This is a genomic window from Winogradskya consettensis (genome assembly GCF_018332715.1).
GTDB classification, from domain to species: domain Bacteria; phylum Actinomycetota; class Actinomycetes; order Mycobacteriales; family Micromonosporaceae; genus Actinoplanes; species Actinoplanes consettensis.
Genome location: NZ_BOQP01000003.1, coordinates 186,434 through 211,580, shown reverse-complemented (window position 1 = coordinate 211,580; position 25,147 = coordinate 186,434). Strand labels below are relative to the sequence as shown.

Below are 25,147 nucleotides of genomic sequence, written 5' to 3'. Positions count from 1 at the left end.
CTACCTCCAAGGTCTCAAGCGGCGTGACTCTACCCCGCCGAGGGCCCGGAGGTCAGGTCGCTCAGGTCGCGTTATATCCACCATCGACGAAGAGTGTCTGGCCGGTTACCGCAGCGGCAGCGGAACTCGCCAGATAGACGGCAGAACCGGCGAAATCCTCGGGCAGCCCGTTTCGTCCGATCATCGCCCGGCGTTCGTGGGCCGCGACCTTTGCCGGATCCGCGAAGACCGGCTCGGTCAGCGGCGTGTGCACCACCCCGGGGGCGATCGCGTTCACCGTGACACCGCGCCCCGACCACGCCTCGGCCTGCGAGCGGGTCAGGCCCACGAGGCCCGCTTTCGCAGCACCGTAGGCACCACTGTTGCCGTAGGCCCGGAATGCCTGCTGCGACACGACATTGATGATCCGCCCCCACCCACGGGCGGCCATCGCGGGACCGAGCCGCTGCCCGAGCAGGAAGGGCGCGGTGAGGTTGGCGGCCAGGGTGACGTCCCAGTCCTCGTCGGTGAGCTCGTCCAGCGGCGGCCGCAGATTGACCGCCGCCGAGTTGACGAGGATGTCCACATCGGAGCGCTCGGCGACACGGGCGACGTCGGCGCGGACGGCGAGGTCAGCCGAAAGAGTCTCCACCTCGACACCGGACATCTCGCCGGCGGCGGTGGCCAGCCGACCGGGCGAGCGCGCCACGAGGATCACCCGCGCACCGGCCCGGCCCAGCGCGGTGGCCATAGCGAGACCGATGCCGGAACTGCCACCGGTAACCAGAGCAGTGCGACCGGCAAGGCCAAACAGGTCATCAAGGTACGACATGCGGCTCATGAAAGCAGAGTGCCGCGAACCGTGTGCCAGATTTCCTCGTTGGGCGCGACGAGCAGCCCCCGGGTGCTGTCGGTGGGCAGGTAGGGCGAACCGTCCAGGTGCAGAACCGTGCCACCGGCCTCGCGGACGATCAGCGAACCAGGCACGTGGTCCCAGGGCAGGATGCGCCAGAAGACCGCGAACTGCTGCTCGTCGGTGACCACGGCGGGGTATTCGTACCCGGCGCAGTGGTGGCCGCCGGTGACCTTCGCGAACTTGGGGGCGTTGAGATCCACGACGGCGTGCTCGGCCGGCAGATAGTTGCGGGAGACCGTGCCGCTCAGCGCCGCGGCGGCGGGCGAGTCGGTGCGGGTCTTGAGACGTACGCCGTCCCGGAAGGCCCCTGCCCCCGCCTCCGCGATCGTCATCCGGTCGCTGGGCACGTCGAGGATCCATGCGGCGGCGGGTTCGCCCTCGCGCAGCAGCGCCACCATGACCGCGAACGGGCTCTTACCGGCCGCGAAGTTGTTCGTTCCGTCGACCGGGTCGACGATCCAGACAGCACCCTGCTCGCCCACCCGTTCGAGCACGGCCTTGTCGGCGGCGACCGCTTCCTCGCCGACCACGATCGAGCCGGGCAGCAGCGCGGTCAGCCCCGCGGTGAGGGCGCGCTCCGACTCCTGGTCGGCGATGGTCACCAGGTCGCCGGGGGCCTTCTGGTGGATCTCGGACTTGGCCAGATGCTGCCAGCGGGGCAGGACGATGGTCGCCGCCACCTCGCGGACCAGATCGGTGACCTTGTCCAGCACGTCGTCACGCACGCGGCGGCAGCTTCACGACGCTGACGAAGAACTCGTCGATCTGCCGGATCACCGAGATGAAACGCTCGAAGTCCACCGGCTTGGTGACGTAGGCGTTCGCGTGCAGCTGGTAGCTGCGCAGGATGTCCTCGTCCGCCGCGGAGGTGGTGAGTACCACGACCGGGATGCGGCAGAGGTCGTCGTCCTTCTTGACCTCTTCGAGCACCTCCCGGCCGTCGCGGCGGGGCAGGTTGAGGTCGAGCAGGATCAGGTCGGGGCGCGTGGCGTTCGCATACTGACCCTCGCGGCGCAGATAGGCGAGCGCCTCGGCGCCGTCGGAGACGACCGTGAGCCGGTTGCGGACCTTGTGCTCCTCGAACGCTTCCTGCGTCATGAGCACGTCGCCCGGGTCGTCCTCGACGAGCAGCACCTCGATCGGCGTGCCGTCCTGTCGTACCGCTCCGGTCATAGTGCGCCCTCTTTCACTTTCTCTTGCACCGGCACGCCCGCCAGCACCGGCAGCGTGAACCAGATCGACGTACCCTCGGCGACCTCGAGGTCGATCCAGATCCGCCCGCCATGGTATTCGACGATCTTCTTGACGATGGCGAGACCGATTCCGGTGCCCTCGTACGCGTCCCGCGCATGCAGCCGCTGGAAGATCACGAAGACCTTGTCGGCGAATTCCGCCTCGATCCCGATCCCGTTGTCGCGGACGTTGATCCGCCATTCGTCGCCGTTCCGCTCGCCGGTCACGGTGATCTTCGGCGGCACGTCGGGGCGCTTGAATTTCAGCGAGTTGCCCAGCAGGTTGACGAAGAGCGTCGTGAGCAGCGGCTCCTCGCCCTCGACCGTCGGCAGGTCGGCCCAGGTGATCTCGGCGTCCTCACCGGCCCGGATCTCCAGCTGCGATTTGACCTCGGCCAGCACCTTGTCGAGGTCGACGTCGGTGAAGCCGGAGGTGAGCCGGCCGATCCGGGAGAACGCCAGCAGATCGTTGATCAGTCGCTGCATGCGCTGCGCGCCGTCGACCGCGAAGGCGATGTACTGGTCGGCGCGCTCGTCGAGCTGGCCGGAGTAGCGACGCTGCAGCAGCTGGGTGAAGCTCGCAACCTTGCGCAGCGGTTCCTGCAGGTCGTGCGATGCCACGTAGGCGAACTGCTCGAGGTCACGGTTGGAGCGGGTCAGCTCCTCCGTCTGCAGTTTGAGCTGCTCGTTGATCCATTCGACCTGCTGGCGCGCCTCGCGCACCTCGGTGAGCTCGGCGGCGATCTGCTTGCGCATGCCGTCCACGTCGTCGGCCAGGCCCCGCAGCTCCGGCGACCCGTGGGCGTCGATGTGCTTGTCGTAGTCGCCCTCGGCTACCTCGCGCACCTGCGAGGCGAGCTTCGTGACCGGACGGCTGACCAGGCGGTCGAGCGTGAGCATCAAAGCCGCGCCGGCGAGCACGATGATGCCCGCCGCGGCGATCTGCAGCGCCACCATCTGCTGGCTGGTTTCCTTGGCAGCGGTCGCGGACTGCGCCCGGATGGTCGAGATGTCGGTCTGCATGTTGTCGATGGCGGAGCGCAGCGCGTCGAACTCGGTGGTGGTGGACGCGTCGATGAGTTCCTGACCGGCGTCCGGCCCCTGGGTACGCACGGCGTTGAGAATCGGGTCGGCGACGTCGGTGTGCCAGGCCTGCGCCCGGCGCTGCACCTCGGCCAGATCGGCCCGGACCTTGTCCTCGAGCGGGCCGGAGCGCAGGAGCCCGTCGATCTGGGTGATCTGCTGCTTCTCCGAGAGCAGCCCCGAGTCGTACGGCTTCAGGTTGCTCGTCCGGCCGCTGATGGCGTACCCACGGATGCCGGTTTCCTGGTCGACCATCGCCGTGTTGAGCCGCTCACCGGCGGCGCGCATCGGGCTGGCCCGGTTGACCACATCGTCGAGTTGGCGGTTGCTGCCCGCGGCTGTGAACGCGGCGACCACGCCCAGGACGCCCAGGATGAGGGCGACGCCGACGCAGAGCGCGAGGATCCGGCGGCGCAGCGTCCAGGTGCTGATCTTGAGGAGGGTCACCGCCCACCACCGCTGGAGATCAGCAGCATGGCGACGTCGTCGGCGAGCGGGCCGCCGTTGCCCTGCTCCGCCCGGCCGACCAGCCAGGCGGGCAGCGCGGCGAGCGGCACGTCCTTGGCGGCCGGCTCGGCGAGCAGGCCGCAGAGCCCTTCGACGTCGAGCCGCTCGTTGCCGACGCCGGTGTGCCCCTCGATGAGTCCGTCGGTATACATCAGCAGGGACCAGTCATCGCCGGTGAACTCCACGTCGGTCGCGGGGGTGGGGGTCGGCCGGACGCCGAGCACGATGCCCGTGCGGGCGGTCACCGGGACGGCTTTGCCACCCGACAACAGCACCGGCGGCGGGTGACCGGCGAGGCGTACGGTCGCCCGGCTGCCGTGCAGGTCGATGGAGACCATGGCAACCGTGGCGAACACCTCTCTTGCCCGGCGCTCGGTCATCAGAACCATTTCCAGCGCACCGAGAACCCGATCCTCCTCGACACCGGCGAGCACGAGGGCACGCCAGGCGACGCGGAGCTCGACACCCAGGGCTGCCTCGTCGACGCTGTGCCCGCAGACATCGCCGACGATCACGTGCAGTTTGTCGTCGCCGATCTGGACCACGTCGAAGAAGTCACCGCCCAGCAGGCCCATGGCCCGGCCGGAGCGGTAGAACGTGTGCACCGCCACGGCATCGGTGCGCATCAGCGGCTGGGGCAGCAGACCACGCTCGAGGCGGGCCGACTCGGCCTGGCGCAGCTCGATCTCGCGCAGCCGCTGGGTGTTCTCGTCGGCCCGTTTGCGCTCGACGGAGTAGCGCAGTGCCCGGGCCAGCAGGACGCCGTCGACCTGACCCTTGACCAGGTAGTCCTGGGCGCCCTCGGCGACCGCGACGACGCCGAGGTGCTCGTCGGAGCGCCCGGTGAGCACCACGACGGCCGCGTTGTCGGCCACGGCGAGGAGCTTGCGCAGTCCGTCTATGCCCTCGGCGTCGGGCAGGCCGAGGTCGAGCAGCACGCAGTGGATGCCGGCGATCAGCGCCTGGGCGTCACGCAGGGTGGTCGCCACCTGCAGGTCGAAGGCGGCGCCGGCCTCTTCGAGCAGCTCGCGGACCAGGAAGGCGTCGCCCTCGTCGTCCTCGACGAGGAGCACGCGCAGCCGTTCGGGTGCCTTCACCGCGGGGCGTGGCGGGGCTAGCTCGGTCACGACGTCACCCCGTCCCACCACGGGCCGGAGGTGGCACGCGGGCCGGTGGCGGCGCTGCTGAGACGGTTGATGGTGGGGCTCCTTCGGGAATGACCCGCTGATCGTCCACTACGCGCCCGGGCTGCACAACACCAGCCGTGGCGCACATCACGCGGGCGATCCATGCGCTGACTCCTCCGCAACCCGTCGCGCGTGTTGCGCGATCACCTCTCCAAGAATGCCGTGCAACCGTCCGCAGTCGTTACAGCGCAGATTGTCGTCAAGCCGACGACCGCCGCATTCGGCACACGTCCCCCGATCGGAGGGGTCGCGGTACGCCTCGAGCGCCCGGCACATCGCCCGGATCGCATGATCGCTGAGGGGGAAGACCGCCTCACCACCGGCAACGCGCACCCCCAGCAAGGCGGCCGGCACGGCTCCTGGCTCGGGATCGTAGGGTGCTACGCGCTCCACGAACTCGGCGACAACGGCGATGGGATCGAGCGGCTGGTTCACGGGTCCAAATTTAGGCCACCGAGCCCTATGATCGCCCGACCACCCGCGTCGAGAGGTCGGCAGTGAAAAAGCTCGCGGCAGTCGCAGTGCTCGCGGTCATCGCCACGTTCGCCCTTCTCGGGGTACGCCCACCGGCCGCCCGCCCCGCCGATGCCCCGGCCGGCGAGTTCAGTGCCGCGCGGGCGTTCACCCACGTCCAGGCGATCGCCACGGGGCCGCACGTCACGGGCAGCGCGGCGAACGACGCGGTCCGCGAGCACATCGTCACCACCCTGCGCGGTCTCGGCCTCGACGCCCAGGTGCAGGACACGGTGTCCATCCAGGGCAGTCAGCTCTCCGCGAGCGCGGGCGGTGTCGGACTGGCCCGGGTGCGCAACGTGGTCGCGCTCTGGCCCGGCACGGCGTCGACCGGCCGGCTCTTCGTGGTCGCGCACTACGACTCGGCGCAGACCGGACCCGGCGGCAACGACGACGCGGCCGGCACCTCAGCGATCCTGGAGGCAGCCCGCGCGCTGACCGGCGGCCCGCGGCTGCGCAACGACGTGGTCTTCGTGCTCACCGATGCCGAGGAGGGCTGTCTCTGCGGCGCCAAGGCGTTCGTCGACCAGCATCCGCTCGCCCAGCAGGGTGGCGTGGTCCTCAACCTCGAGGCACGCGGCAGCAGTGGGCCGTCGATCATGTTCGAGACCGCCAAGGACAACGCGGGTCTGGTCGGCGTGTACGCGAAGGCGCCGCACCCGGTCGGCACGTCGTTCGCCGTCGAGATCTACCGGATGCTCCCGAACGACACCGACTTCACGGCGTTCCGGGAGAAGGGGTTCACGGGGCTCAACAGCGCGTACATCGACGGGGCAGCGGTCTACCACTCGCCGATGGACACACCGTCCGCCATGGACCGGGACAGCCTGCAGCATCATGGCGACAACCTGCTGGCACTGACCCGCGACCTCGGCAACGCCGATCTTCCGGCACTGCGCTCCGACGAGGACGCCACGTACTTCCCGGTGCCCTGGGGCCTGGTGGACTACCCGGGTTCGTGGACCTGGCCGCTGGCAGTGCTCGCGCTGGCGGCCGTTCTCGCGCTGGCCTGGCTCGCCCGCCGTCGCGGTCTCGCCTCCGCACGCCGGCAACTCGCTGCCTTCGGATCGGCCCTGGTCCCGCTGCTCGCGGCCCCGCTGCTGGCGCAGCTGCTCTGGACCCTGATCAAGATCATCCGCCCCGGGTACGCAGAACTGCCGATCGACCCGTACCGCCCGTGGTGGTACCGCCTCGCCGTCGTCGCGGTCGTCGCGGCCGCGTTCTTCGCCTGGTACGCCCTGCTGCGCCGCCGCCTCGGCCCGCTCGCCATGACCGTCGGCGCCCTCTCCTGGCTGGCCCTGCTCGGCCTGGCTCTCGCGGCCCTCGCCCCCGGCGGTTCCTACCTGACCGCGCTCCCGGTCCTCGCGGGCGCGCTCACCGGCATCGCCTCGGTGCTGCTCAAGGGGCGTTTCGCGGTGCTCTGGACGACGCTGGGCGCGGCCGTCGCGGCCGTGATCCTGCTACCGACCGCGGTGCTGTTCTTCCCCGCCATGGGCATGAACCTGGCCGCCGCGGGCGCGTTCATCGTGGTCCTGCTCGCCCTCGCCATCGTGCCGGTCATCGACCTGCTGCACCCGCCAGCAGTCGTCCCGCGGCGCAGCGCTGAGACCGTGGAGCCCGAGGTCGTCCGCACGCGTGGCGTCGCCGCCCTGCGCGCCCGGCGACTGGGTGCGTTGCCCACGCTGGTCGCGCTGCTCGCGGTGATCGGGTGCGTGGCGACCGGGCTGGCCGTGGACCGCTTCGACCCGGAACACCCCGAGCCCACCCACCTGATGTACGCCCTCGACTCGGACACCGGCCAGGCCCGCTGGCTCAGTGCGTCGACCACCACGAGCGACTGGACGGCGCAGTACGTCAAGGGCGACCCGGCCCCGGTCACGGACACGCTTCCGGCGTTCGGCGACGAGGAGCTGCTCTCCGGGCCGGCTCAGGCGGTTTCGCTGGCAGCCCCGCTGGTGACCGCGCTCAGTGACACAACGGCGGGCGGTGTGCGTACGGTCAAACTGCATGTGACCCCGCAGCGGCCGGACCGCATGATCACCCTGCATGCCGCCAAGGATGCGGCAGTGACGGCCGCGACCGTCGGTGGCCAGAACGTGCCCACCGACCAGGTGGCAGGCGGGCCGTGGGGCTTCGGTTTCGTCTTCCACGCGCCGCCGGCCGAAGGCATCGACGTCACCCTGACCGTGCGCGGCACCGCCGAGCTCAAGCTGCGGGTGATGGACGCCAGCGACGGGCTCAGCGACGTCCCGGGCTTCCACGCCCGCCCGGCCGACGTGGGCATCGTCGGCTCACACAGCTCCGAGATGCTCGCGGTCGCGAAGACTTACACGATCTAGCGTCCTCGGCCGCGGCGACCGGTGGGGGCGTCGTGCCGGAAGTGCACGAACAGCCGCCCCCAGTTGTCGCCGTCCTTCTCGACCCGGTGGTATAGCTGCTTGATGTCCTTCTGATCGAGGAACCGCAGCACCTTCTTCTTGAGGGCGCCGCTCCCCTTGCCGGGGATGATCTCGATCATCGCGGCCTTCTTCTGGATCGCCTCGTCGATGACGCCACGCAGGGCCTTGTCGATCTCGGTGCCCTTGTTGAAGATGTCGTGGAGATCCAGTTTGAGCTTCACCCGCCCAGATTACTCGGGCCGGATTACTCAGGGCCGGATTGCTCGGGGCCGGATTGCTCGGGGCCGGATTGCTCGGCGGCATACTCCGTGCGGCCTCCGTTCTTGCCGACCCAGGCCTCCGCCCGGCGCACCGCCTCGTCGTAGTCGTTGTGCCGGTGCATCGCCGCCGCGAGCCGCAGGTGCGGCAGGGCCTCGCTGAACCGGCCGGCCCGCTCCAGGGTGCGGCCGAGCACGTGGTGGGCGTAATGATCGGACGGGTCCCGCTCGATCAGGGTGCGGAGTTGCTCCTCGGCGCGGTTGAGCTGAGCCGAGTTGAAGTAGGCCCGGGCCAGCAGAAGACGGACAGCCGCGTTGCCCGGCTCCGCCTCGACTATCGGCTCGAGCATCCGGGATGCCCCGAGGGGGTCACCGGACTCGAAGGTGAAATTTGCCCTGCGGTACTCCTCGAGAAGATCCACCAATCCGCTCCCCACGCTCGCTGGCGCCGCCGACTTGACCAACGCTGGCACAACTCCGTTCGAACGGCGAGTGTTCCTCGATGTCGAGCTTCCCGACAAAACGCCGCATACTGCAACCCTCGGGGCACAGAATTGCTGAGGTGGGGGACTATCCGCTCCATCTGGTTCAGGCCCCAATACGGCACCGGGCCAGCCCCGTCAAGGCCGGGCTCATCGGGGTCGTGACGCTGGCGATGTGTCTCTTCCTGGCCGGGGCGACGCCACGGCCGCAGGCTCGCTCGGCGGCGTTCGCGATCCCCGGCATGACCGCGATCGGCTCGCCCCCGGCCGGCCCGTCGTGGGCGCCGGCCGCGACCACCGACCACGGGCTGCTCAGCATCGCGACCGCGGAGAAACAGCGGTTCGCGCTGCACACCGCGGGCGGTGACGTGACGTTCCTGCCCGGCATCAACCTGGGCAGCACCACCCCCGGCCATCAGCCCGGCGAGCTGTCGATCACCGCCGGGCAGTACCGGACCTGGTTCGCGGCGATGGGCTGGCTGGGCCTGCGCGTACTGCGGATCTACACGATCCATCCGCCCGCTTTCTATCGGGAACTGGCCCGCTACAACCTGGCCAACCCCGCGAGCCCACTCTACCTGATGCAGGGCATCTACCTGCCCGACGAGTCCTACGTCCAGAAGCAGAACGTCTACGATCCCGCGGTCACGAAGGCCTTCCGGGCGGAGATCGAGGATGCGAGCCGTGCGGTCCGGGGACGGCTGAGCCGGGAGCCGCTGCGCGGCAGGGCGAGCGGGGTCTGGGACACCGATGTGACTCCCTGGCTCGCTGCGTGGATCATCGGCGTCGAATTCGATCCGTACGCGGGGAGCGCGTCGGACACCCGCAACGCCGCCGCTCCAGCCGTGCGCGGCAAGTACTTCCGTAGCACCGCGCAGGCCTCCCCCACCGAGCGCTGGCTCGCCGCCCGGATGAACGAACTGGCGGGATACGAGGCGGCGGAGGGGGTCAGTGAGCCGATCGCGTTCGTCAACTGGCCGACGACGGATCCGCTGCGCCATCCCGACGAGCCGCTCGCGCAGGAGGACCTGTTCAACCTTGACGCCAACCACGTGCGCCCGACCGCGGACTGGCCGGCGGGGACGTTCGCGAGCTATCACGCGTACCCCTATTATCCCGATTTTCAAAGACACGAACCCGCACTGCAGAGGTACGTGTACGAGGGCCGCACCGACCCGTACGCCGGGTACCTCGCGGCATTACGCGATCACCACAGCGACATGCCCACGCTCGTGACGGAGTTCGGCATACCGTCCTCGATCGGCTCCGCCCACAACAGCCCGCTCGGGCGCACCCAGGGTGACCACAGCGAGCGCGAAGCCATGCGGATCGACGCCGAGCTGCTGCGCCTGATCAAGGACCAGGGGCTCGCCGGGGGTTTTCTGTTCGGCTGGGCGGACGAGTGGTTCAAGTTCACCTGGAACACGATCGAGCACCAGGACGCCGAACGCCGCCAGCTCTGGCACGACCCGCTGACCAACGAGCAGAACTTCGGCCTGATCGCGATGGACGCCGCGGGCTCCCCGGACGCCGTGCCGGAGTATCTGCTCGACGACGAGCACGCGTGGCCGGCCCAGCGGGTGATCGCGCGGGTCGATGAGTCGTACGTCAATCTGCGGGTCGCCCTCGGCACTCCCCTGCCCAGCGCCCTCACCCTCGGCTTCGACGTGCTGCCGGGGGTCACCGGCCCACCCGCCCCGGGCACCGGCGACCGCGAATCCGACGCGGCGTTCGAACTCGACCTCGTCGCCCGCACCGGCCAGGCCTACCTGCGCCGCGAACTCGACCCGATGCCGCTGGACTACGCCGTCCCGCAGTCCCAGCGCGGCCCGGCACCGCAGGGCTGGCGCCGTTTCGAACTGGTCGTCAACCGCGACCTCACCGTCCCCAGCACCGGCGAGAAACTCCCGGCCGAGCTGCAGAACGCGGGCGACCTGCGCTACGGCACACCGGCGGACGACAGCCGAGCCCTCTGGTACCGCGACGGCGACTCCCTGGTCGTACGGGTGCCGTGGGCGATGCTCGGCTTCGCGGACCCGTCCAAGCACCGGGTCGGCGTACCCACTCAGGGAAAACTGGAGCTGGTGGTGAGCCCCGGGGTCGGCGTCACCGTCTCGGCCACCGGCACGGACCAGCCGACCGGCCACGTCACCTGGACCAACTGGAACCGCGTCTACTACCAGGAACGCCTCAAACAGGGAGCCGACCAGTTCCGCGACGCCGCCCTCGAGACCACAACGGAATGAGCGCGTCTCCGTTACCTTGCGGATCATGAACGACGACTACGACTGGCTATCGATCTTCGGCACCGTGATGCTGGTCGTCCTCCCCGTGCTCGCGGGCGCAGCGATGATCTTCTTCGGTATCCGCAGCTGGTTCCGCGCCCGCCGCCTGGCCGAGATCGGCACCCACGTCACCGCCACGGTCGTCGACAACCAGGAACACTCGAACAGCGACGGCCAGATCACCTACTACCCGGTGGTGACCTTCCGCACGACCGACGGCCGCGAGATCAAGACCGCCCTGAACTCCAGCCCCAGCAACACCTCGCACCTCACCGACAAGCCGATCGGCATCATCTACGACCCCGCCGACCCCGACCACGCCTCAACACCCGGCAACCGCATCGCCGGCACCATCGTGATGATCATTTTCGGCCTGCTCTTCATCGGCTTCGGGCTGGTCGCCTTCAACACGATCCACGCGACGTCCGGCGCGGACTCCTTCGTCCCGGACGGCGACTGGAGCTGAACCGTCGTTGACACCTAGGTTGGCTATGCCTAGGTTCTCTAGGCATGGAGATTCGCGGTCATCTCGACTTGCTCTTGCTGTCGGTCCTGGACAACGCCGGCCCGGTGCACGGTTACGCCGTGATCACCGCGCTGCGCGACAGCTCAGGCGGCGCCTTCGATCTGCCGGAGGGGACGGTCTATCCCGCGCTGCAGCGCCTGGAGCGCGCGGGTCTGGTCGCCAGCCGCTGGGACGAGACCGCAGCGCGCCGGCGGCGGGTCTACGAGCTGACCGACGACGGCCGTCGCGCCCGGGCAGCCAAGAAGCAGGAGTGGCGCGGCTTCGTAGTCGGCGTCCAGGCCGTCATCGGGGGCCTCGCATGACCCCCGACGGGCCCGTCGACCGGTATCTCGACGAGATGTTCGACCTGCTGGCCGGCACCGGCACGGACGGACGGCGACTGCTGATCGAGACCGAGGAGCATCTGAGCGAGGCAGCCGCCGAGGGCCGGGCCCGCGGGCTGGACGCCGAGGCCGCCGAGCGTCAGGCTGTCGCCCGGTTCGGCGCGGCGACCACCATCGCCCGCCGCGTGCCGGGCAGCAGCGGGACCGTGCGGCTGTCGCTGCGCCGGCTGACGATCGGGGCCTGGGCGCTCACCGGCACGGCCCTGGCCTGGTACGGGCTGAGCGGCGCACTGACCTGGCTGCTGAGCTGGCCGTGGACCCGGCTGCTGATCGCAACGGACCGGTTCGGCGGCCACCCGATGTGTTCGCGGCCGTGGCTTCCGCCGGGCGAGGTCGACTGCGTGCGGCTGTATCAACAGAACGACTTCCCAACCAGCTACCTTCCCCACCTGTTCATCGGCGGCATCGGTGTGGTGCTCGTCATCGCACTGCTGATCCTGCGGCGCTCCACCGCGCTCGGGGCTCCGCTCTGGACGCCGAAGCGCAGCGCCGCCGGCCTGGTTTTCGCGGTCCCGTTCGGCCTGACCGGCGTGGCCCTCGTCCTGGAGGGGATTCAGGGCATAACGCTCAACGTCCAGTACTACACGCTGGGAGACCTCGTCAGCGGCCTGCTCGCGATCGTCGTCAGCGCGGTCGCACTGCGCAGGGCGTTCCGGCCCGGGGCGCCCTATCTCGCTGCCCGCAAGCCCTTGAATGCGTAACGGGGTCAGCCGACGGCGAGGACGGCCTTGCCGATCGCGGTGCGCTGCCCCAGCGCCGTCGCAGCGTCGGCGAGAGGCACGTGGAGTGGCAGCGTTGGCAGCGCAGGCATCCAACGCTCGCTGCAGCAGGCGACTCCGGTCCAGCATGGTGACCGCGGGAAGGTCGAAAAGGTTGGTGACGCCGATGCCCCGGCGTTGGGCAGGTCGGCCCAGCGGGACCTGCGGCTCGGCCCTGCCCGGCCCGCCGCTCAGCCGCTCAGCCGCTCAGCCCTGGCGGGGCCAGGAGGCGGCGGCGTGGCAGGCGCCGTAGCCGTCGGCGCGGGCGATGAGGCGGCCGGCGGCGAGGCGGACGGCGCTTTCGGTGCCGTCGCTGATTGCCGGGACGCCCGCTGCCGCGGCGAGCTTGCCGCCTTCGTCGTGGACGATGCGGAGGCGGGGCCAGCTCGCGGCCGGGACCGCGGTCCGGAGGAACGATCGCAGGTCGGTGAGGAGCAGGCGGGCGAGTGGTCCCAGCTCTTGAGGGTCGCTGGTCACCAGTGCCACCGTGACCGCGTCGGCCGGGGAGGCCGCGCGCAGGGCTTCCTCGATCGCCGGTAGCCGGTGCAGGCCCAGCACGGCGACCACACCGTCCTCCTGCAGCGCCGCGGGCTCGTCGCGGAGGGCGTCCGTGGCGGGGGGCGGGGTCCAGGGCTGGTCGATCGGGCGGGCCGGGGCCACGTAGGGCAGGTGGGCGGGTGGCCAGGCGTCTTCGATCTCCAGGTCGGCCAGGCGGGCGCATGCGGCGACCAGCGCGAACGGTTCGCCGAAGCCGGGGGCCGCGGCGGCGAGCTGGGTCGCGCCGTGCAGGGTGGTCAGCGCGACCCCGGCGGCCTTGACCATCCGGGGGCGTGGGCCGAAGCCTTCCAGCGCGCCGGTCCGCTCCAGGCAGAGGCCCAGCAGAACCGCGCTGAGATCGGTGAGCCCGGCGAACGGCAGGCGGGTGCGCTCGTCGGCAAGGATCTCGGGGAGTAGGTCGCGGGCCAGGCGGGCGGTGCTGTGCCGGTCGTCGTCGGCCAGGGGCAGCCGGGCCAGCCAGGCGCGCGCGAAATCGGCGAGGGCGTCCGCCGCGCTCCTGGCGGTGGGCCGGAATTCCGGCTCGCCCTGCTCCTGGGCGACCTCCGCGAGCACCGCGAAGTAGAGGGCACGCTTGCCGGGGAAATTGGAGTAGACCGCGCCCCGCGTGAGCTCGGCACGCTCGGCGATCTGGTCGATCTTCGTTTCCCGGTAGCCGCGCCCGGTGAACTCGGCGCGGGCGGCAGCCAGCACTTTCGCGCGGTTGTGTCCCTGCATCTGCGCTCTGGTGAGCCGGACCATGTGCCGCCGCCATCTCGTCGTTGCCGTCGCGTCGAACCCACGATACCGTCACCACTCAGATGATATGAACATCTGACGTAAACATGTGGAGGCACCATGATCCCCGAGATTCAGCTGTCCGACCCGGCCGTCCTCAACGACCCGGTGGCGGCCTACGAGCGCGCGCGGGAGCAGGGACCGGTCGCCCGGATGAGCACGCCGGGCTTCGGCTCGATGTGGGTCGTGACCAGGCACGCCGAGGCGAAAGCGATGCTCAGCGACAGCAGGTTCGAGCTGAGCGAGGACACCTACCTGCGGCCCCAGGTGCCCGAGCACTGCCAGAAATACCTGCGGACCATGCACCAGACGAACGGCGATGAGCACGCCCGGGTGCGCAGGCTCGTCTCACCGGCGTTCAGCGCCCGCCGGGCGGAGGAGTTCCGGCCGCGCATCACTCAGATGGTGGAAGCATCGCTCGACGACATCCCCGCCGGCACCGGTGCGCCCGTCGACCTGGTCCCACTCTTCGCCCAGCCGCTGCCCGTCGACGTGATCTGCGAACTGCTCGCCATCCCCCTCGCCGACCGGGAGTCCTGGCGCCGCTACGGCGTCGCGATCGCCACCGGGCACGGCGCCGACTTCATGGCCGCCGTTCCCGCGATCATGGACGACGCGGCGGCCGCCGTCGCGCATCGGGCCCAGGAGCCGGGCGAGGACCTGCTATCCCAGCTGATCGGGCAGGAGAACCTCAGCGACGTCGAGCTGGTGACGCTGGTCTGGAACCTCATCCTGGCCGGTCAGACCCCGGCCGGCCTGATCATCAACGCGGTCGACACCCTGCTGCGCCACCCCGATCAGCTGGCGGCGCTGCTCGCTGACGAGAGCCTGCTGCCCGGCGCGGTCGAGGAGCTGACCCGGTGGTGCGGGCCACAGCTGCTCAGCCTGCCGCGGTTCGCTCAGGAGGATGTCGAGATCGGCGGCGTGCGGATCAGCGAAGGTGACGCCGTGTCGGCGTGCCTGGCCAGCGCCAACCGGGATCCCCGCGCCTTCAGCGACGCCGGCCGGCTCGATCTTCGCCGGGAGCCGGGCCGCCCGGGACATCTCGCGTACGCCCACGGCCCGCACTTCTGCCTCGGCGCCGCCTTCGCCCGGGTGCAGATCGAGGTGGCCCTCAGCTCGCTCCTGCGCCGTTTCCCGGGGCTGAGGCCGGCGGACGACACCGTCCGGCGCGTGCCCGATCCGGGAGCCTGGCGGGTCAGCGCGCTGCCAGTGCTGCTGCCCGCCAGCCTTTGAACGCGTAGTAGGACTGGCTGGCCGCGAGCATCAACAACGGCATGGACAGCCACCTCAGCCAGCCCGACGCGAAGGCGGCGACCACGAAGCAGGCGAGGGCCAGGACGATGCGGCGCACGGTGACCCGGGCGGGCGCGGGTTCGACGATCTCCGCGATGCCGCGCAGGATCGGGGGCAGGCCCTCACGCAGTCGTTCCAGTTCGGCCGGGGTGCCGATCGCTGCACGGCGATCGGGTTCCGCTGCGTACGCTGCGATGGTTTTGATCATGAAGTCGGGGTCGACACCCTCGAAGACGATCTCGCCGCGGGCCGGGGTCCAGCCGGTCATGGTGACCAGCTCGGGGTGGGCGTAGGCGAGTTTGATCTCGTGCCAGACCGGGCCTCGGCCGGGCTGCTCCGCTGCCAGGGCCTCCCACGGGATGGTCAGGGTGCCGGCTGACTTGGCGGCTTCGATTCCGCTCGGGCGCAGGATCAGGCCGTGGCCGCGCCACAGCGACCGCCACATGACGGCGACCATTCCGCCGAACAGTGCCACGCCCAGCAACGCCTGCCAGCCTTCGCGGGTGGCGGCGAGCGAGAAAGTGGCCAGCTGGAGGCAGGACAGCCCCATGAAGACGCCGTTGAGGTGGCGCGGAGTGCGGAAACTCTGACCGACGAGCAGGAGTGCGGCCGGGGGATGCCGGTTGCGGCGCCAGGCCAGAACCATGCCCACGATGAGCAGGGCTACGGCAGCGCCGCCGCAGGTCGCATAGATCGGCACCGGGTAGAAGATCGAGACGATCAGCTCGGCGCCGGAGACGGCGAGACCGGTCAGCAGGATCCTGCGTCTGTGCACCGGCTGACGGTAGGGCCTGTGAGCCCGGTGCAGTATCGGCCCGAAAGGTCAGGAATTGCGACCTGCGGCGGGCCCGCGGTCCGAAAGATCAGGCATTGCGCCCCGCGGCGGGGACGTCGGCCAGGATGTCGCTGCTCACGATCGTGTCGGCGGCGCTCACGGTGGCGAAGGCCTGGTCGCCGATGCCCAGCCGGGTGACCAGGTTCGGGCCGGGGCCGAAGACCGCCGCCACGGCGAACACGGCGGCCACCGCGATTCCGGCCGTCCGGAGCTTGCGCTTCGGGGTCGTGCCACCCTCGTAGAAACGCGGCGACACCCGCACCGGGGCGGTCGGGTCCGGCTTGGTCGGGGCCTCCTGCCAGGCCATGGGGTACGCGGTCCGGGTAATCGTCATCTCCGTCATGGCAGCAACTGTGCGCAGCCCGCCCATCACTGCGCTGTGCGAAATCCGTGTCCTTCCTGTGGGCCGAACACACAGGTGCTACACAGGAAGCGGAAAGGCGGCGCAAAGCGTGGCCCGCAACAGTAGGGGCATGACGATGGCGAACGCAGACACCAGCAGCGAGCTCCGCCGGCCCGACGGGGGCCCCGTGCGGGTCCTCGTGGTCGACGACGAGCCCACGCTCGCGGAGCTGCTCTCGATGGCGTTGCGCTACGAGGGCTGGGAGGTGCGCAGCGCCGGCGACGGCCAGACCGCCGTCCGGACCGCGCGCGACTTCCGCCCCGACGCCGTCGTTCTCGACATGATGCTGCCCGACATCGACGGCCTCGAGGTGCTGCGCCGGCTGCGCGGGGAGGCCCCCGACGTGCCGGTGCTGTTCCTGACCGCCAAGGACTCGGTCGAGGACCGGATCACCGGGCTCACCGCGGGCGGCGACGACTATGTGACCAAGCCGTTCAGCCTGGAAGAGGTCGTGGCCCGGCTGCGGGGGCTGATGCGGCGGATGGGTCGCTCGCCCATGCGTACGGATTCCCAGCTCATCGTCGGTGACCTGAGCCTCGATGAGGACAGCCACGAGGTGCGCCGCGGCAGTGATCTCGTGACCCTGACCGCCACGGAGTTCGAGCTGCTGCGTTACCTGATGCGCAACCCGCGCCGGGTGCTGAGCAAGAGCCAGATCCTCGACCGGGTGTGGAACTACGACTTCGGGGGCCAGGCGAACGTCGTCGAGCTCTACATCTCGTACCTGCGGAAGAAGATCGACGCCGGCCGCCAGCCGATGATCCACACCATGCGCGGCGCGGGTTACGTCCTGAAGCCGGCCGACTGACATGGCGATCGCCGCACACCCTGCCCGCTGGCGCTCCCCAGCGGGCTGGTCGCTGCGCACCCGGTTGATCGCGGTCATGATCGCGTTGCTGACCGTGCTGGGCCTGGTCGTGGGCGGCACCGCCGAGCTCTACCTGCACAAGACCCTCTACTCGCAGCTCGACACGAAGCTGACGCAGACCGCCAACCGGGCGCAGGGCCTCCCCGGTGAGGGCAACCAGGGATTCCCCCGGCAGAACGGTAGCGGTCAGTACGGTGGCGGCCAGTTCAGTAGCGGCCAGTTCGGGACCGATCCCCCACCGGGCGCTGAGGTCAGTTCGATCCTGCTCAGCCTCGACCAGAACGGCATCAAGACCGCCGGCGGCATCGTCGCGTACACCCCGAACGAAGCCGGTCGATATGTCAACAAATACGCCAGCCTCCCGGCGGCCACCATCACGAAGCTGGCGACGATCACCCCCGACAGCAACCCGGTCGATATCGATCTCGGCGGCGACATCGGTGAGTATCGCGTCGTCTCCCGGCCGAGCCCCGACGGCGGCGTCATCATCGCCGCGTTGTCGCTCAAGGACACCAACGACACGTTGATCACGATTGCTTTGGTCACGGGTGGGGCGGTGCTGATCACGCTGATCGCGGCGGGGTGGGCCGGGGCGGTGATCATCCGGCGCAATCTCAAACCGCTCAACCGGGTGGCGGCGACCGCGACCCGCGTCTCGGAGCTCAAGCTCGACCGTGGTGAGGTCGAGCTGGCCCAGCGCGTGCCGTATGCGGACACCGACCCGCGTACCGAGGTGGGTGCGGTCGGTGCGGCCTTGAACCGGATGCTTGATCATGTGGGGAACGCGCTGGAAGCGCGGCATGCCAGCGAGATGCAGGTACGCCAATTCGTGGCGGACGCCAGCCACGAGTTGCGCACCCCCCTGGCAGCCATCCGCGGGTACGCCGAACTGAGCCGCCGCAGCCGCCAGCCCGTCCCCGACGAGATCGGCCACGTGCTGCGCCGCGTCGAGTCGGAGGCGCAGCGGATGACCGCGCTGGTCGAGGATCTGCTGCTGCTGGCTCGCCTGGACGCCGGCCGGCCGCTCGCGCACGAACCGGTCGACCTGACGATGCTGGTGGTGGACGCGGTGAGTGACGCGCACGCCGCCGGTCCGCGCCACGACTGGCAACTGGACCTGCCCGACGAGCCGGTGAGCGTGATCGGCGACGGGCAGCGGTTGCATCAGGTGCTGGCGAATCTGCTGGCCAATGCGCGTACGCACACGCCCGAGGGCACCAGCGTGGTCGTCGGTGTCGGCGCTGAGGCGGACGCGGCTGTGATGCGGGTGACCGACTACGGCCCGGGCATCCCGGCCGAACTGCAGCCGCACATCTTCGAGCGGTTCGCCCGCGGGGACAGCTCCCGCTCGCGGGCCGCCGGCAGCACGGGTCTCGGCCTGTCGATCGTGCATGCCGTGGTGACCGCGCATCGGGGCACGGTCGCGGTACGCAGCATGCCGGGGCGCACGGAGTTCACCGTCCGGCTGCCGCTGACCGATTACCTACCAGCCCAGCCGCAGTCCGTCCATCAGTACGTCCCGCAGGTCGTCCAGTAGCGCGGTGGCGGCAGCGCCGTCCGAGACGTGCAGCTGCAGCGGGATGGACGCACTGTCCCGGCCGACGAGCACGTCGAGGGCGCAGAGGGCACGACCGGCCAGTTCGCTGGTGACCTTGGGGCAGGCCGCCGCGCGCAGCCGGTCGTCGAGCCAGGGGCGGCCCTGGGCACCCGGCAGCCCCGCGGCGATCGCCGCGATCGCGGCCAGCGCCTGGGTCGCCGGTATCTCACCGAGCAGGACCTGCGGCGTCTCCCAGACCTTCAGCACCACCAGCGAAACAGCCTGACGGCGCTCCGCCGGGGGCAGGTCGGCGAGACCGTCGAGGAGGTACGGCGCGCTCGTCTCTTTCATACATCTCATGTCAGCACACGCAACTTGCATGTGCCCATACCCCGGGTGACGGACACAGTCCCCCGATTCATGGGCTAGCATGGCCGCGTGTCCCGTTGGTATTCGTGGTTTATGAGGCCGGCTCCGCCGGTGTCTCTGCCATGACTTCATGACCTGAGACACCCCGTAGGGCCGGCCGAGGCAGCGACATCTAGTCGCTGCCTTTTCGTTTGTTACGAGCCGGCCCACGGCCCAGGGGAAGCCGGCCCCTGGGGAGCCGGCGGAGAGGACCTACCGCCATGACGATCCCCGAGGTACAGCGCGTCAGCGACCACCGCATCGAGTCGGTCGTGCCCCTGATGAGCCCCGCCCTGCTGCACCACGAGTTGCCCCTCACCCATGAGCTCTCCGCGAGCGTCTTAGAGAGCCGTCGCCAGGTCGAGGACGTGCTGAACGGCCGCGACCCACGGCTGATGGTCGTCGTCGGGCCCTGCTCGGTGCACGACCCGATCGCTGCCGCCGAGTACGCCGACCGGCTGCGCGACCAGGCCGAACGGCTCTCCGACGACCTGCTGATCGTGATGCGCGTCTACTTCGAGAAGCCGCGTTCCACGGTCGGCTGGAAGGGCCTGATCAACGACCCGGCACTGGACGGTACGGGTGACGTGAGCAAGGGGCTGCGCGTAGCCCGGGCGCTGCTCCTGCAGGTGCTCGAGCGGGGGCTGCCGGTCGCCGTCGAGTTCCTCGACCCGATCACGCCGCAGTACATCGCGGACACCGTGGCGTGGGGTGCGATCGGTGCCCGTACGGTGGAATCTCAGGTCCACCGGCAGCTCGCCTCGGGTCTCTCCATGCCGATCGGCATGAAGAACCGCCCCGACGGCAGCATCGGCACCGCGATCGACGCGATCAACGCCGCGGCCGCGAAGCACGTGTTCCCCGGCATCGACGTCTCGGGCACGCCCGCGATCATGCACACCACCGGAAACCCGGACGCCCACCTGGTGCTGCGTGGCGGCAAGGGGCCCAACTACAGCGCGGAGGACGTCAACGCGTCGCTCACGCTGCTGCACGAGGCCGGGCTGCCGGAACGGGTCGTGGTCGACTGCTCGCACGGCAACAGCAACAAGGACCACCTGCGCCAGCCGATCGTGGCGGACGACATCGCGGGCCAGCTCGAGGCCGGTCAGCACGGCATCCGCGGCGTCATGCTGGAGAGCTTCCTGGTGCCGGGCCGGCAGGACCTTGGTGGCGACCTCACGTACGGCCAGAGCGTCACCGACGCGTGCATGGGCTGGGACCCCACTGTGGAGGTGTTGGAAAGGCTCGCCGCCGCCTCCGCGAAGCGCCGCGCCTCCTGACCGACACTCACAGGGGCCGCACAGTAAGGGCATAAGGGGCCGACAGGCAGGCGGAAGAAGGTACGGAAGTCAGCTTGCTTCCGCCTGCCCTAAGGACCCTTTGATGACCTCGACGTTGCCCGTACCGGAGACGGCCCCGGTCGTGGAGCCCGCGTCGCCAGAACCTCCACCGGTTCAGCCCCGATCCCGCTGGTCCACGGTCCTGCGCGGCCCCGCCACGGACGCGAGCTGGGTGCGGCCATCGCTCATCGGCCTGCTCGTGGTCACCGCGGTGCTCTACATCTGGGACCTCGGTGCCTCGGGCTGGAGCAACGCGTTCTACTCCGCGGCGGTCCAGGCCGGGTCCAAGAGCTGGGAGGCGTTCTTCTTCGGCTCGTCCGACGCGGCGAACTCGATCACCGTCGACAAGACCCCGGCGTCGCTGTGGATCATGGAGATCTCGGTACGCATCTTCGGGCTGAGCTCGTGGAGCATCCTCGTCCCCGAGGCGCTGATGGGCGTCGCCTCGGTCGGCCTGCTCTTCGCGACCGTCAAGCGCTGGTTCGGCCCCGCGGCCGGTCTGATCGCGGGCGCCGTGCTGGCGCTGACCCCGATCGCGGTGCTGATGTTCCGCTTCAACAACCCGGACGCCATGCTCGTGCTGTTGATGATCGCGGGCGCGTACGCCACCCTGCGGGCCGTCGAGAACGGCTCGACCAAGTGGCTGATGTTCGCGGGCGCCCTCGTCGGTCTGGGCTTCCTGACCAAGATGCTGCAGGCACTGCTGGTGGTCCCCGCGTACGGCCTCGCATACCTGATCGCCGGTCCGCCGAAGCTCGGCAAGCGTCTCCTGCAACTGCTGCTCGCCGTCGTCGCCCTCGTCGTCTCGGCCGGCTGGTACATCGCGATCGTCGAGCTGGTCCCCGCCTCGATGCGGCCCTACATCGGCGGCTCGCAGAACAACAGCCTGCTCGAACTGACCCTCGGCTACAACGGCCTGGGCCGGCTCAACGGTGAGGAGACCGGCAGCGTCGGCGGCGGCGGAGGTGGCACCGGCGGCGGTATGTGGGGCGAAACCGGGATCACCCGGATGTTCGACACGTCGCAGGGTGGTCAGATCTCCTGGCTGCTGCCCGCCGCGCTGATCGTGCTGGTCGGCGGGCTCGTGCTGACCGCCCGCGCCGTACGCACCGACAAGCTGCGCGCCGCCCTGGTCCTCTGGGGCACGTGGCTGGTCGGCACCGGCCTGGTATTCAGCTTCATGCAGGGCATCTTCCACGCGTACTACACCGTGGCACTCGCTCCGGCGGTCGGCGCGGTCGTCGGGATGGGCTCGGTCCTGCTGTGGCGCGCCCGGCGCAACCCGTTCGCCGCCGGCGCTCTCGCGGTGGCGATCGGTGTGACCGCGTGGTGGTCGTTCCACATGCTCGGCTGGAGCCCGGACTTCGTGCCGTGGCTGCGCTGGGTCGTGCTGATCCTCGGGCTCGTGGCGGCGGTCGGCGTGCTGGCCTCGCTGCGGCTGCCGGCGAAGGTCGCGCTGTTCGCCGCAGGGGGTGCGCTGATCGCGCTGCTGGCCGGGCCGGCTGCGTACGCGGTGCAGACGGCTTCGGAGCCGCACACCGGTTCCATCCCGACGGCCGGTCCCTCGGTGCAGGGCGGCGGCGGGTTCGGCGGCGGTGGCGGTGGTCGTGGCGGGCCCGGCGGCGGTGGCGGCAACCGGGGTGGCGGCGGCTTCCCGGGCGGCGGCGGCCAGGGCGGCTTCCCCGGCGGCACCCAGCAGGGCGGAACCGGCACCCAGCAAGGCGGCACGGGCACCCAGCAAGGCGGAACCGGCACCCAGCAGGGCGGAACCGGCACGCAGCAAGGCTTCCCCGGCGGTAACGGTGGTGGCGGGATGCGTGGGGGTGGCGGCATGGGTGGTCTGCTCGACGCGGCGACCGTCAGCGATGCGATGAAGACGCTGCTCGAGACGAACGCCGACCAGTTCACCTGGGTCGCGGCGGCCGTGGGTTCGCAGAACGCGTCCGGCTACCAGCTGGCGACCGAGAAGCCCGTCATGGCGGTCGGCGGCTTCAACGGCAGCGACCCGTCACCGACGCTGGCGCAGTTCAAGCAGTACGTGGCCGACGGAAAGATCCACTACTTCATCGGCAGCAGTGGCGGTGGCTTCGGCGGTGGTGGCAACAGCAGCGGTGGCAGCAACGACAGCTCGCAGATCTCCACGTGGGTGTCGGAGAACTACCAGTCGCAGACCGTCGACAACGTGACGATCTACGACCTCACCGCACCCGTCTCCTGACCGACCCCAACCCCCGAAGGCGGTCTCCCTCTGTGGGAGGCCGCCTTCCTTCCATGTGTACGCCGTGAGCACTCACAGGCCCGCCACAGGCGCGACACATTGCGGGCAAAGGCCCGGCGGCGAACTTAGGGGCATGAGCCTCTCCACGCTGCCTGTGCACGAGTCGGGTCCGGTCGGGGTCGTCGCCCCCGTGCTCGACGTGGTGGTCCCGGTCTACAACGAGGAAATCGACCTCGAGCCCTGCGTACGGCGGCTGCACGCGTACCTGGCGACCGAGTTCCCGTACCGGTTCCGGATCACCATCGCGGACAACGCGAGCACCGACTCGACGGCGGACGTGGCACGCCGGCTCACCGACAGCCTGCGCGAGGTCAGCTGGGTGCACCTGCCTCAGAAGGGCCGGGGGCGCGCGCTGAACTACGTGTGGACGCACTCGGACGCGGCTGTCCTCGCGTACATGGATGTGGATCTTTCGACCGACCTCGGCGCTCTGCTGCCGCTGGTCGCCCCGCTCATCTCGGGCCACTCGGACCTCGCGATCGGCTCGCGCCTGGCCCGCGGTTCCCGGGTGGTCCGCGGCGCGAAGCGTGAGTTCATCTCCCGCAGCTACAACCTGATCCTGCGCAGCACGCTCAGCGCCCGCTTCTCCGACGCCCAGTGCGGCTTCAAGGCCATCCGCGCCGACGTCGCCGAGCGGCTGCTGCCCATGGTCGAGGACACCGGCTGGTTCTTCGACACCGAGATGCTGGTCCTCGCCGAGCGCGCCGGCCTGCGCATCCACGAGGTCCCGGTCGACTGGGTGGACGACCCGGACAGCCGCGTCGACATCGTCGCGACCGCCATGGCCGACCTGCGCGGCATCGCCCGGCTGACCCGCGCCCTGGGCACCGGCCGGCTCCCCCTCGCCGCCCTGCGCGAACAGCTCGGCCGCAACCCGCTCCCGGTCGCCGGTGTCCCCGCCGGACTGACCGGCCAGATCCTGCGCTTCGCCGCGGTCGGCGTCGCGAGCACCCTGGCCTACCTGGCGCTCTACGCCATCCTCCGGGACGGCATGGGCGCCCAGTGGGCCAACCTGATCGCCCTGCTGGTCACCGCGATCGCCAACACGGCCGTCAACCGCCGCGTCACCTTCCGCGTCCGCGGCAGCGACGGCGCCTGGCGCCACCAGGCCCAGGGCCTCGTCGTCTTCGGCATCGGCCTGGGCCTGACCTCGGGCTCCCTCGCCCTGCTGCACCTGATGACCAGCCCACCCACCTACGTGGAACTCGGCGTCCTCGTCATCGCCAACCTCATCGCCACCGGCGTCCGCTTCCTCCTCATGCGCATCTGGGTCTTCCGCGCCACCCGAGGCGCCCACGCCTCAGCCTGACCGCCGCAGGCCGGGACGCCGCAGGCCGGGACGCTGCAGGCCCGCGCTTGACCCCCGACGGCGCAGGAAGTTGCGGATATGCGGGTTTTAGCGCAACTTCCTGCCCGGGGCGGGACCTGGCCGCCATCGCCACTCAAGGCAGACGAATCAACGGCTCGGGGCACCTGGAGATCAGGTGCCGGCGGAACGCGGACGCTGCTGGGCTGGGTCGCTGGTCGCGACGGCTCACCAGGCCGATGGCGGGATGGGCGGGGGCCGGGTCGAGCGGAACGATCCGCACGGGCGGTCCGGGTGAGCGGGCCGTGGATCCCGCCATCACGGCGACGCCCAGACCGGCGCTGACGAGGGCACGGATCTCGCCCGGACCGGACGCCTCGAACGGTACGACCGGCTCGAAACCCGCGGCGGCGGCGGCCTCGTCCAGGATCGCTCTCAGCCCGCTCCCCTGCGGAAGGCAGACAAACGGCTCGTCACGCAGGCCGCCTGCCGGGTGCCCGAGCGGTGTCACCAGGACGACGTCCTCGGCGGCGAGCATCCGTGCGGTGTAGTGATCCGCCAGGTCGGCGTGGACCGGCGCCAGCACGAGGTCGACCTCGCCCCGGTCCAGGCCGCCGAGCAGCTCCGCCACCAGGCCGGTCCGCAGCGACAGGGCGATGCCCGGATGACGGCTGTGGAACGACGCGAGCGCGCCCGCCAGGTCCACCGTCCCCAGCACCTCGGTCGCCCCTACGGTGATCCGGCCGCGGAGCACGGCACCGACCTGCGCCACGTCGTCGCGGACGCCGTCCAGCTCGCCGAGGATCCGTTTTGCCCTGCTCAGGACCAGCTCCCCGGCGGCGGTCAGCGCGATGCGCCGGGTCGTGCGCGTCAGCAGGGTCACGCCGAGCTCGGTCTCCAGCAGGCGGATCTGTGCGGAGACGGCCGGTTGGGCGATGTGCAGTTGTGCCGCCGCGCGGGTGAAACTCCCGTGGCGCACCACCGCCTCGAAGTACATCAGTTGCCGCAGCTCCATCAATTCAGAGTGCCGCGCG

The 25,147-nt window shown here is 70.3% G+C and carries 24 protein-coding genes; 11 read left to right on the top strand and 13 right to left on the bottom strand.

The annotated features are described in order from the left end of the window. Positions 1–61: 61 nt before the first annotated feature. The 6 genes from Aco04nite_RS02850 to Aco04nite_RS02825 all read right to left on the bottom strand — a co-directional run bounded on the left by Aco04nite_RS02850 (position 62) and on the right by Aco04nite_RS02825 (position 5,339). Positions 62–820 carry an SDR family NAD(P)-dependent oxidoreductase gene (locus Aco04nite_RS02850; protein WP_212995612.1) on the bottom strand — a complete coding sequence of 253 codons (759 nt, stop codon included), beginning with the start codon at positions 818–820 and terminating at the stop codon, positions 62–64. Beyond that, positions 817–1,620: an inositol monophosphatase family protein gene (locus Aco04nite_RS02845; RefSeq protein ID WP_244875704.1), complete on the bottom strand. Its 804-nt coding sequence runs from the start codon at positions 1,618–1,620 to the stop codon at positions 817–819. Before Aco04nite_RS02845 ends, Aco04nite_RS02850 begins: the two co-directional genes overlap by 4 nt. Further along, positions 1,613–2,068 carry a response regulator gene (locus Aco04nite_RS02840; RefSeq protein WP_203836517.1) on the bottom strand — a complete coding sequence of 152 codons (456 nt, stop codon included), beginning with the start codon at positions 2,066–2,068 and terminating at the stop codon, positions 1,613–1,615. The genes Aco04nite_RS02845 and Aco04nite_RS02840 overlap by 8 nt, the downstream gene beginning before the upstream one ends. Then, complete coding sequence (locus tag Aco04nite_RS02835; protein WP_212995611.1) at positions 2,065–3,657, bottom strand: sensor histidine kinase; 1,593 nt, start codon at positions 3,655–3,657, stop codon at positions 2,065–2,067. The genes Aco04nite_RS02840 and Aco04nite_RS02835 overlap by 4 nt, the downstream gene beginning before the upstream one ends. Then, positions 3,654–4,844: a PP2C family protein-serine/threonine phosphatase gene (locus Aco04nite_RS02830; RefSeq protein ID WP_212995610.1), complete on the bottom strand. Its 1,191-nt coding sequence runs from the start codon at positions 4,842–4,844 to the stop codon at positions 3,654–3,656. Before Aco04nite_RS02830 ends, Aco04nite_RS02835 begins: the two co-directional genes overlap by 4 nt. 147 nt (positions 4,845–4,991) lie before the next feature. Then, on the bottom strand, positions 4,992–5,339 hold the full coding sequence (locus Aco04nite_RS02825; protein WP_212995609.1) for a hypothetical protein: 348 nt from the start codon (positions 5,337–5,339) through the stop codon (positions 4,992–4,994). A gap of 62 nt (positions 5,340–5,401) precedes the next feature. On the opposite strand from Aco04nite_RS02825, the gene Aco04nite_RS02820 reads away from it, so the two are divergent. Then, on the top strand, positions 5,402–7,756 hold the full coding sequence (locus Aco04nite_RS02820) for a M28 family peptidase (RefSeq protein ID WP_212995608.1): 2,355 nt from the start codon (positions 5,402–5,404) through the stop codon (positions 7,754–7,756). Here Aco04nite_RS02820 and Aco04nite_RS02815 read toward each other — a convergent pair. Further along, positions 7,753–8,037: a Smr/MutS family protein gene (locus Aco04nite_RS02815; RefSeq protein WP_203836522.1), complete on the bottom strand. Its 285-nt coding sequence runs from the start codon at positions 8,035–8,037 to the stop codon at positions 7,753–7,755. The two genes, Aco04nite_RS02820 and Aco04nite_RS02815, sit on opposite strands and share 4 nt — an antisense overlap. A gap of 23 nt (positions 8,038–8,060) precedes the next feature. Next, a complete protein-coding gene (locus Aco04nite_RS02810) occupies positions 8,061–8,495 on the bottom strand; it encodes a tetratricopeptide repeat protein (protein WP_212995607.1) in 435 nt (144 codons plus the stop codon). A 140-nt stretch (positions 8,496–8,635) separates the two neighbouring features. On the opposite strand from Aco04nite_RS02810, the gene Aco04nite_RS02805 reads away from it, so the two are divergent. Genes Aco04nite_RS02805 through Aco04nite_RS02790 form a run of 4 tightly spaced genes read left to right on the top strand, consistent with a single transcriptional unit; the run spans position 8,636 to position 12,450 of the window. Further along, the gene (locus tag Aco04nite_RS02805) at positions 8,636–10,801 is read left to right on the top strand and encodes a hypothetical protein (protein ID WP_212995606.1); all 2,166 of its coding nucleotides are present in this window, start codon (positions 8,636–8,638) and stop codon (positions 10,799–10,801) included. A 25-nt stretch (positions 10,802–10,826) separates the two neighbouring features. Continuing rightward, a complete protein-coding gene (locus tag Aco04nite_RS02800; protein WP_212995605.1) occupies positions 10,827–11,306 on the top strand; it encodes a DUF3592 domain-containing protein in 480 nt (159 codons plus the stop codon). A 44-nt stretch (positions 11,307–11,350) separates the two neighbouring features. Then, a complete protein-coding gene (locus tag Aco04nite_RS02795; RefSeq protein ID WP_212995604.1) occupies positions 11,351–11,668 on the top strand; it encodes a PadR family transcriptional regulator in 318 nt (105 codons plus the stop codon). After that, positions 11,665–12,450: a hypothetical protein gene (locus tag Aco04nite_RS02790; RefSeq protein WP_212995603.1), complete on the top strand. Its 786-nt coding sequence runs from the start codon at positions 11,665–11,667 to the stop codon at positions 12,448–12,450. The genes Aco04nite_RS02795 and Aco04nite_RS02790 overlap by 4 nt, the downstream gene beginning before the upstream one ends. A gap of 264 nt (positions 12,451–12,714) precedes the next feature. Here Aco04nite_RS02790 and Aco04nite_RS02785 read toward each other — a convergent pair whose 3' ends face one another. Then, complete coding sequence (locus Aco04nite_RS02785; RefSeq protein WP_244875703.1) at positions 12,715–13,779, bottom strand: TetR/AcrR family transcriptional regulator; 1,065 nt, start codon at positions 13,777–13,779, stop codon at positions 12,715–12,717. Between the two features lie 120 nt (positions 13,780–13,899). On the opposite strand from Aco04nite_RS02785, the gene Aco04nite_RS02780 reads away from it, so the two are divergent. Continuing rightward, positions 13,900–15,075 (top strand): cytochrome P450, encoded by a 1,176-nt coding sequence (locus tag Aco04nite_RS02780; protein WP_212995601.1) that lies wholly within the window; start codon positions 13,900–13,902, stop codon positions 15,073–15,075. Here the strand turns inward: Aco04nite_RS02780 and Aco04nite_RS02775 are convergent. Both Aco04nite_RS02775 and Aco04nite_RS02770 read right to left on the bottom strand, forming a co-directional pair. Then, positions 15,038–15,910 carry a hypothetical protein gene (locus tag Aco04nite_RS02775; RefSeq protein WP_212995600.1) on the bottom strand — a complete coding sequence of 291 codons (873 nt, stop codon included), beginning with the start codon at positions 15,908–15,910 and terminating at the stop codon, positions 15,038–15,040. The two genes, Aco04nite_RS02780 and Aco04nite_RS02775, sit on opposite strands and share 38 nt — an antisense overlap. Before the next feature lie 88 nt (positions 15,911–15,998). Next, the gene (locus Aco04nite_RS02770) at positions 15,999–16,313 is read right to left on the bottom strand and encodes a hypothetical protein (protein ID WP_212995599.1); all 315 of its coding nucleotides are present in this window, start codon (positions 16,311–16,313) and stop codon (positions 15,999–16,001) included. A 130-nt stretch (positions 16,314–16,443) separates the two neighbouring features. Here Aco04nite_RS02770 and Aco04nite_RS02765 point away from each other — a divergent pair, with 130 nt between their 5' ends. Both Aco04nite_RS02765 and Aco04nite_RS02760 read left to right on the top strand, forming a co-directional pair. Beyond that, the gene (locus Aco04nite_RS02765) at positions 16,444–17,181 is read left to right on the top strand and encodes a response regulator transcription factor (protein WP_212995598.1); all 738 of its coding nucleotides are present in this window, start codon (positions 16,444–16,446) and stop codon (positions 17,179–17,181) included. Between the two features lies 1 nt (position 17,182). Further along, positions 17,183–18,778, top strand: coding sequence for a sensor histidine kinase (locus Aco04nite_RS02760; RefSeq protein WP_212995597.1), 1,596 nt, complete (start codon positions 17,183–17,185; stop codon positions 18,776–18,778). Here Aco04nite_RS02760 and Aco04nite_RS02755 read toward each other — a convergent pair. Continuing rightward, on the bottom strand, positions 18,725–19,129 hold the full coding sequence (locus tag Aco04nite_RS02755; RefSeq protein ID WP_203836531.1) for a hypothetical protein: 405 nt from the start codon (positions 19,127–19,129) through the stop codon (positions 18,725–18,727). The genes Aco04nite_RS02760 and Aco04nite_RS02755 overlap by 54 nt on opposite strands. Positions 19,130–19,407: 278 nt before the next feature. Here Aco04nite_RS02755 and Aco04nite_RS02750 point away from each other — a divergent pair, with 278 nt between their 5' ends. The 3 genes from Aco04nite_RS02750 to Aco04nite_RS02740 all read left to right on the top strand — a co-directional run bounded on the left by Aco04nite_RS02750 (position 19,408) and on the right by Aco04nite_RS02740 (position 24,116). Then, positions 19,408–20,469 carry a 3-deoxy-7-phosphoheptulonate synthase gene (locus tag Aco04nite_RS02750; protein WP_212995596.1) on the top strand — a complete coding sequence of 354 codons (1,062 nt, stop codon included), beginning with the start codon at positions 19,408–19,410 and terminating at the stop codon, positions 20,467–20,469. 103 nt (positions 20,470–20,572) lie between these two features. After that, positions 20,573–22,747: a glycosyltransferase family 39 protein gene (locus tag Aco04nite_RS02745; RefSeq protein WP_212995595.1), complete on the top strand. Its 2,175-nt coding sequence runs from the start codon at positions 20,573–20,575 to the stop codon at positions 22,745–22,747. Between the two features lie 133 nt (positions 22,748–22,880). Beyond that, a complete protein-coding gene (locus tag Aco04nite_RS02740; protein WP_203836534.1) occupies positions 22,881–24,116 on the top strand; it encodes a bifunctional glycosyltransferase family 2/GtrA family protein in 1,236 nt (411 codons plus the stop codon). A 133-nt stretch (positions 24,117–24,249) separates the two neighbouring features. On the opposite strand, the gene Aco04nite_RS02735 is transcribed toward Aco04nite_RS02740, so the two are convergent. Beyond that, positions 24,250–25,128 (bottom strand): LysR family transcriptional regulator, encoded by an 879-nt coding sequence (locus Aco04nite_RS02735; RefSeq protein WP_212995594.1) that lies wholly within the window; start codon positions 25,126–25,128, stop codon positions 24,250–24,252. Positions 25,129–25,147: the final 19 nt, after the last annotated feature.

Excerpts from the sequence above, each read along its gene's own strand:
- Aco04nite_RS02750 (WP_212995596.1), top strand. The coding sequence starts at position 19,408 with ATGACGATCCCCGAGGTACAGCGCGTCAGCGACCACCGCATCGAGTCG.
- Aco04nite_RS02735 (WP_212995594.1), bottom strand. The coding sequence starts at position 25,128 with ATGGAGCTGCGGCAACTGATGTACTTCGAGGCGGTGGTGCGCCACGGG.
- Aco04nite_RS02780 (WP_212995601.1), top strand. The coding sequence starts at position 13,900 with ATGATCCCCGAGATTCAGCTGTCCGACCCGGCCGTCCTCAACGACCCG.
- Aco04nite_RS02790 (WP_212995603.1), top strand. The coding sequence starts at position 11,665 with ATGACCCCCGACGGGCCCGTCGACCGGTATCTCGACGAGATGTTCGAC.
- Aco04nite_RS02740 (WP_203836534.1), top strand. The coding sequence starts at position 22,881 with ATGAGCCTCTCCACGCTGCCTGTGCACGAGTCGGGTCCGGTCGGGGTC.
- Aco04nite_RS02795 (WP_212995604.1), top strand. The coding sequence starts at position 11,351 with ATGGAGATTCGCGGTCATCTCGACTTGCTCTTGCTGTCGGTCCTGGAC.
- Aco04nite_RS02800 (WP_212995605.1), top strand. The coding sequence starts at position 10,827 with ATGAACGACGACTACGACTGGCTATCGATCTTCGGCACCGTGATGCTG.
- Aco04nite_RS02755 (WP_203836531.1), bottom strand. The coding sequence starts at position 19,129 with ATGAAAGAGACGAGCGCGCCGTACCTCCTCGACGGTCTCGCCGACCTG.
- Aco04nite_RS02770 (WP_212995599.1), bottom strand. The coding sequence starts at position 16,313 with ATGACGGAGATGACGATTACCCGGACCGCGTACCCCATGGCCTGGCAG.
- Aco04nite_RS02745 (WP_212995595.1), top strand. The coding sequence starts at position 20,573 with ATGACCTCGACGTTGCCCGTACCGGAGACGGCCCCGGTCGTGGAGCCC.
- Aco04nite_RS02760 (WP_212995597.1), top strand. The coding sequence starts at position 17,183 with ATGGCGATCGCCGCACACCCTGCCCGCTGGCGCTCCCCAGCGGGCTGG.
- Aco04nite_RS02840 (WP_203836517.1), bottom strand. The coding sequence starts at position 2,068 with ATGACCGGAGCGGTACGACAGGACGGCACGCCGATCGAGGTGCTGCTC.
- Aco04nite_RS02785 (WP_244875703.1), bottom strand. The coding sequence starts at position 13,779 with ATGCAGGGACACAACCGCGCGAAAGTGCTGGCTGCCGCCCGCGCCGAG.
- Aco04nite_RS02850 (WP_212995612.1), bottom strand. The coding sequence starts at position 820 with ATGAGCCGCATGTCGTACCTTGATGACCTGTTTGGCCTTGCCGGTCGC.
- Aco04nite_RS02765 (WP_212995598.1), top strand. The coding sequence starts at position 16,444 with ATGACGATGGCGAACGCAGACACCAGCAGCGAGCTCCGCCGGCCCGAC.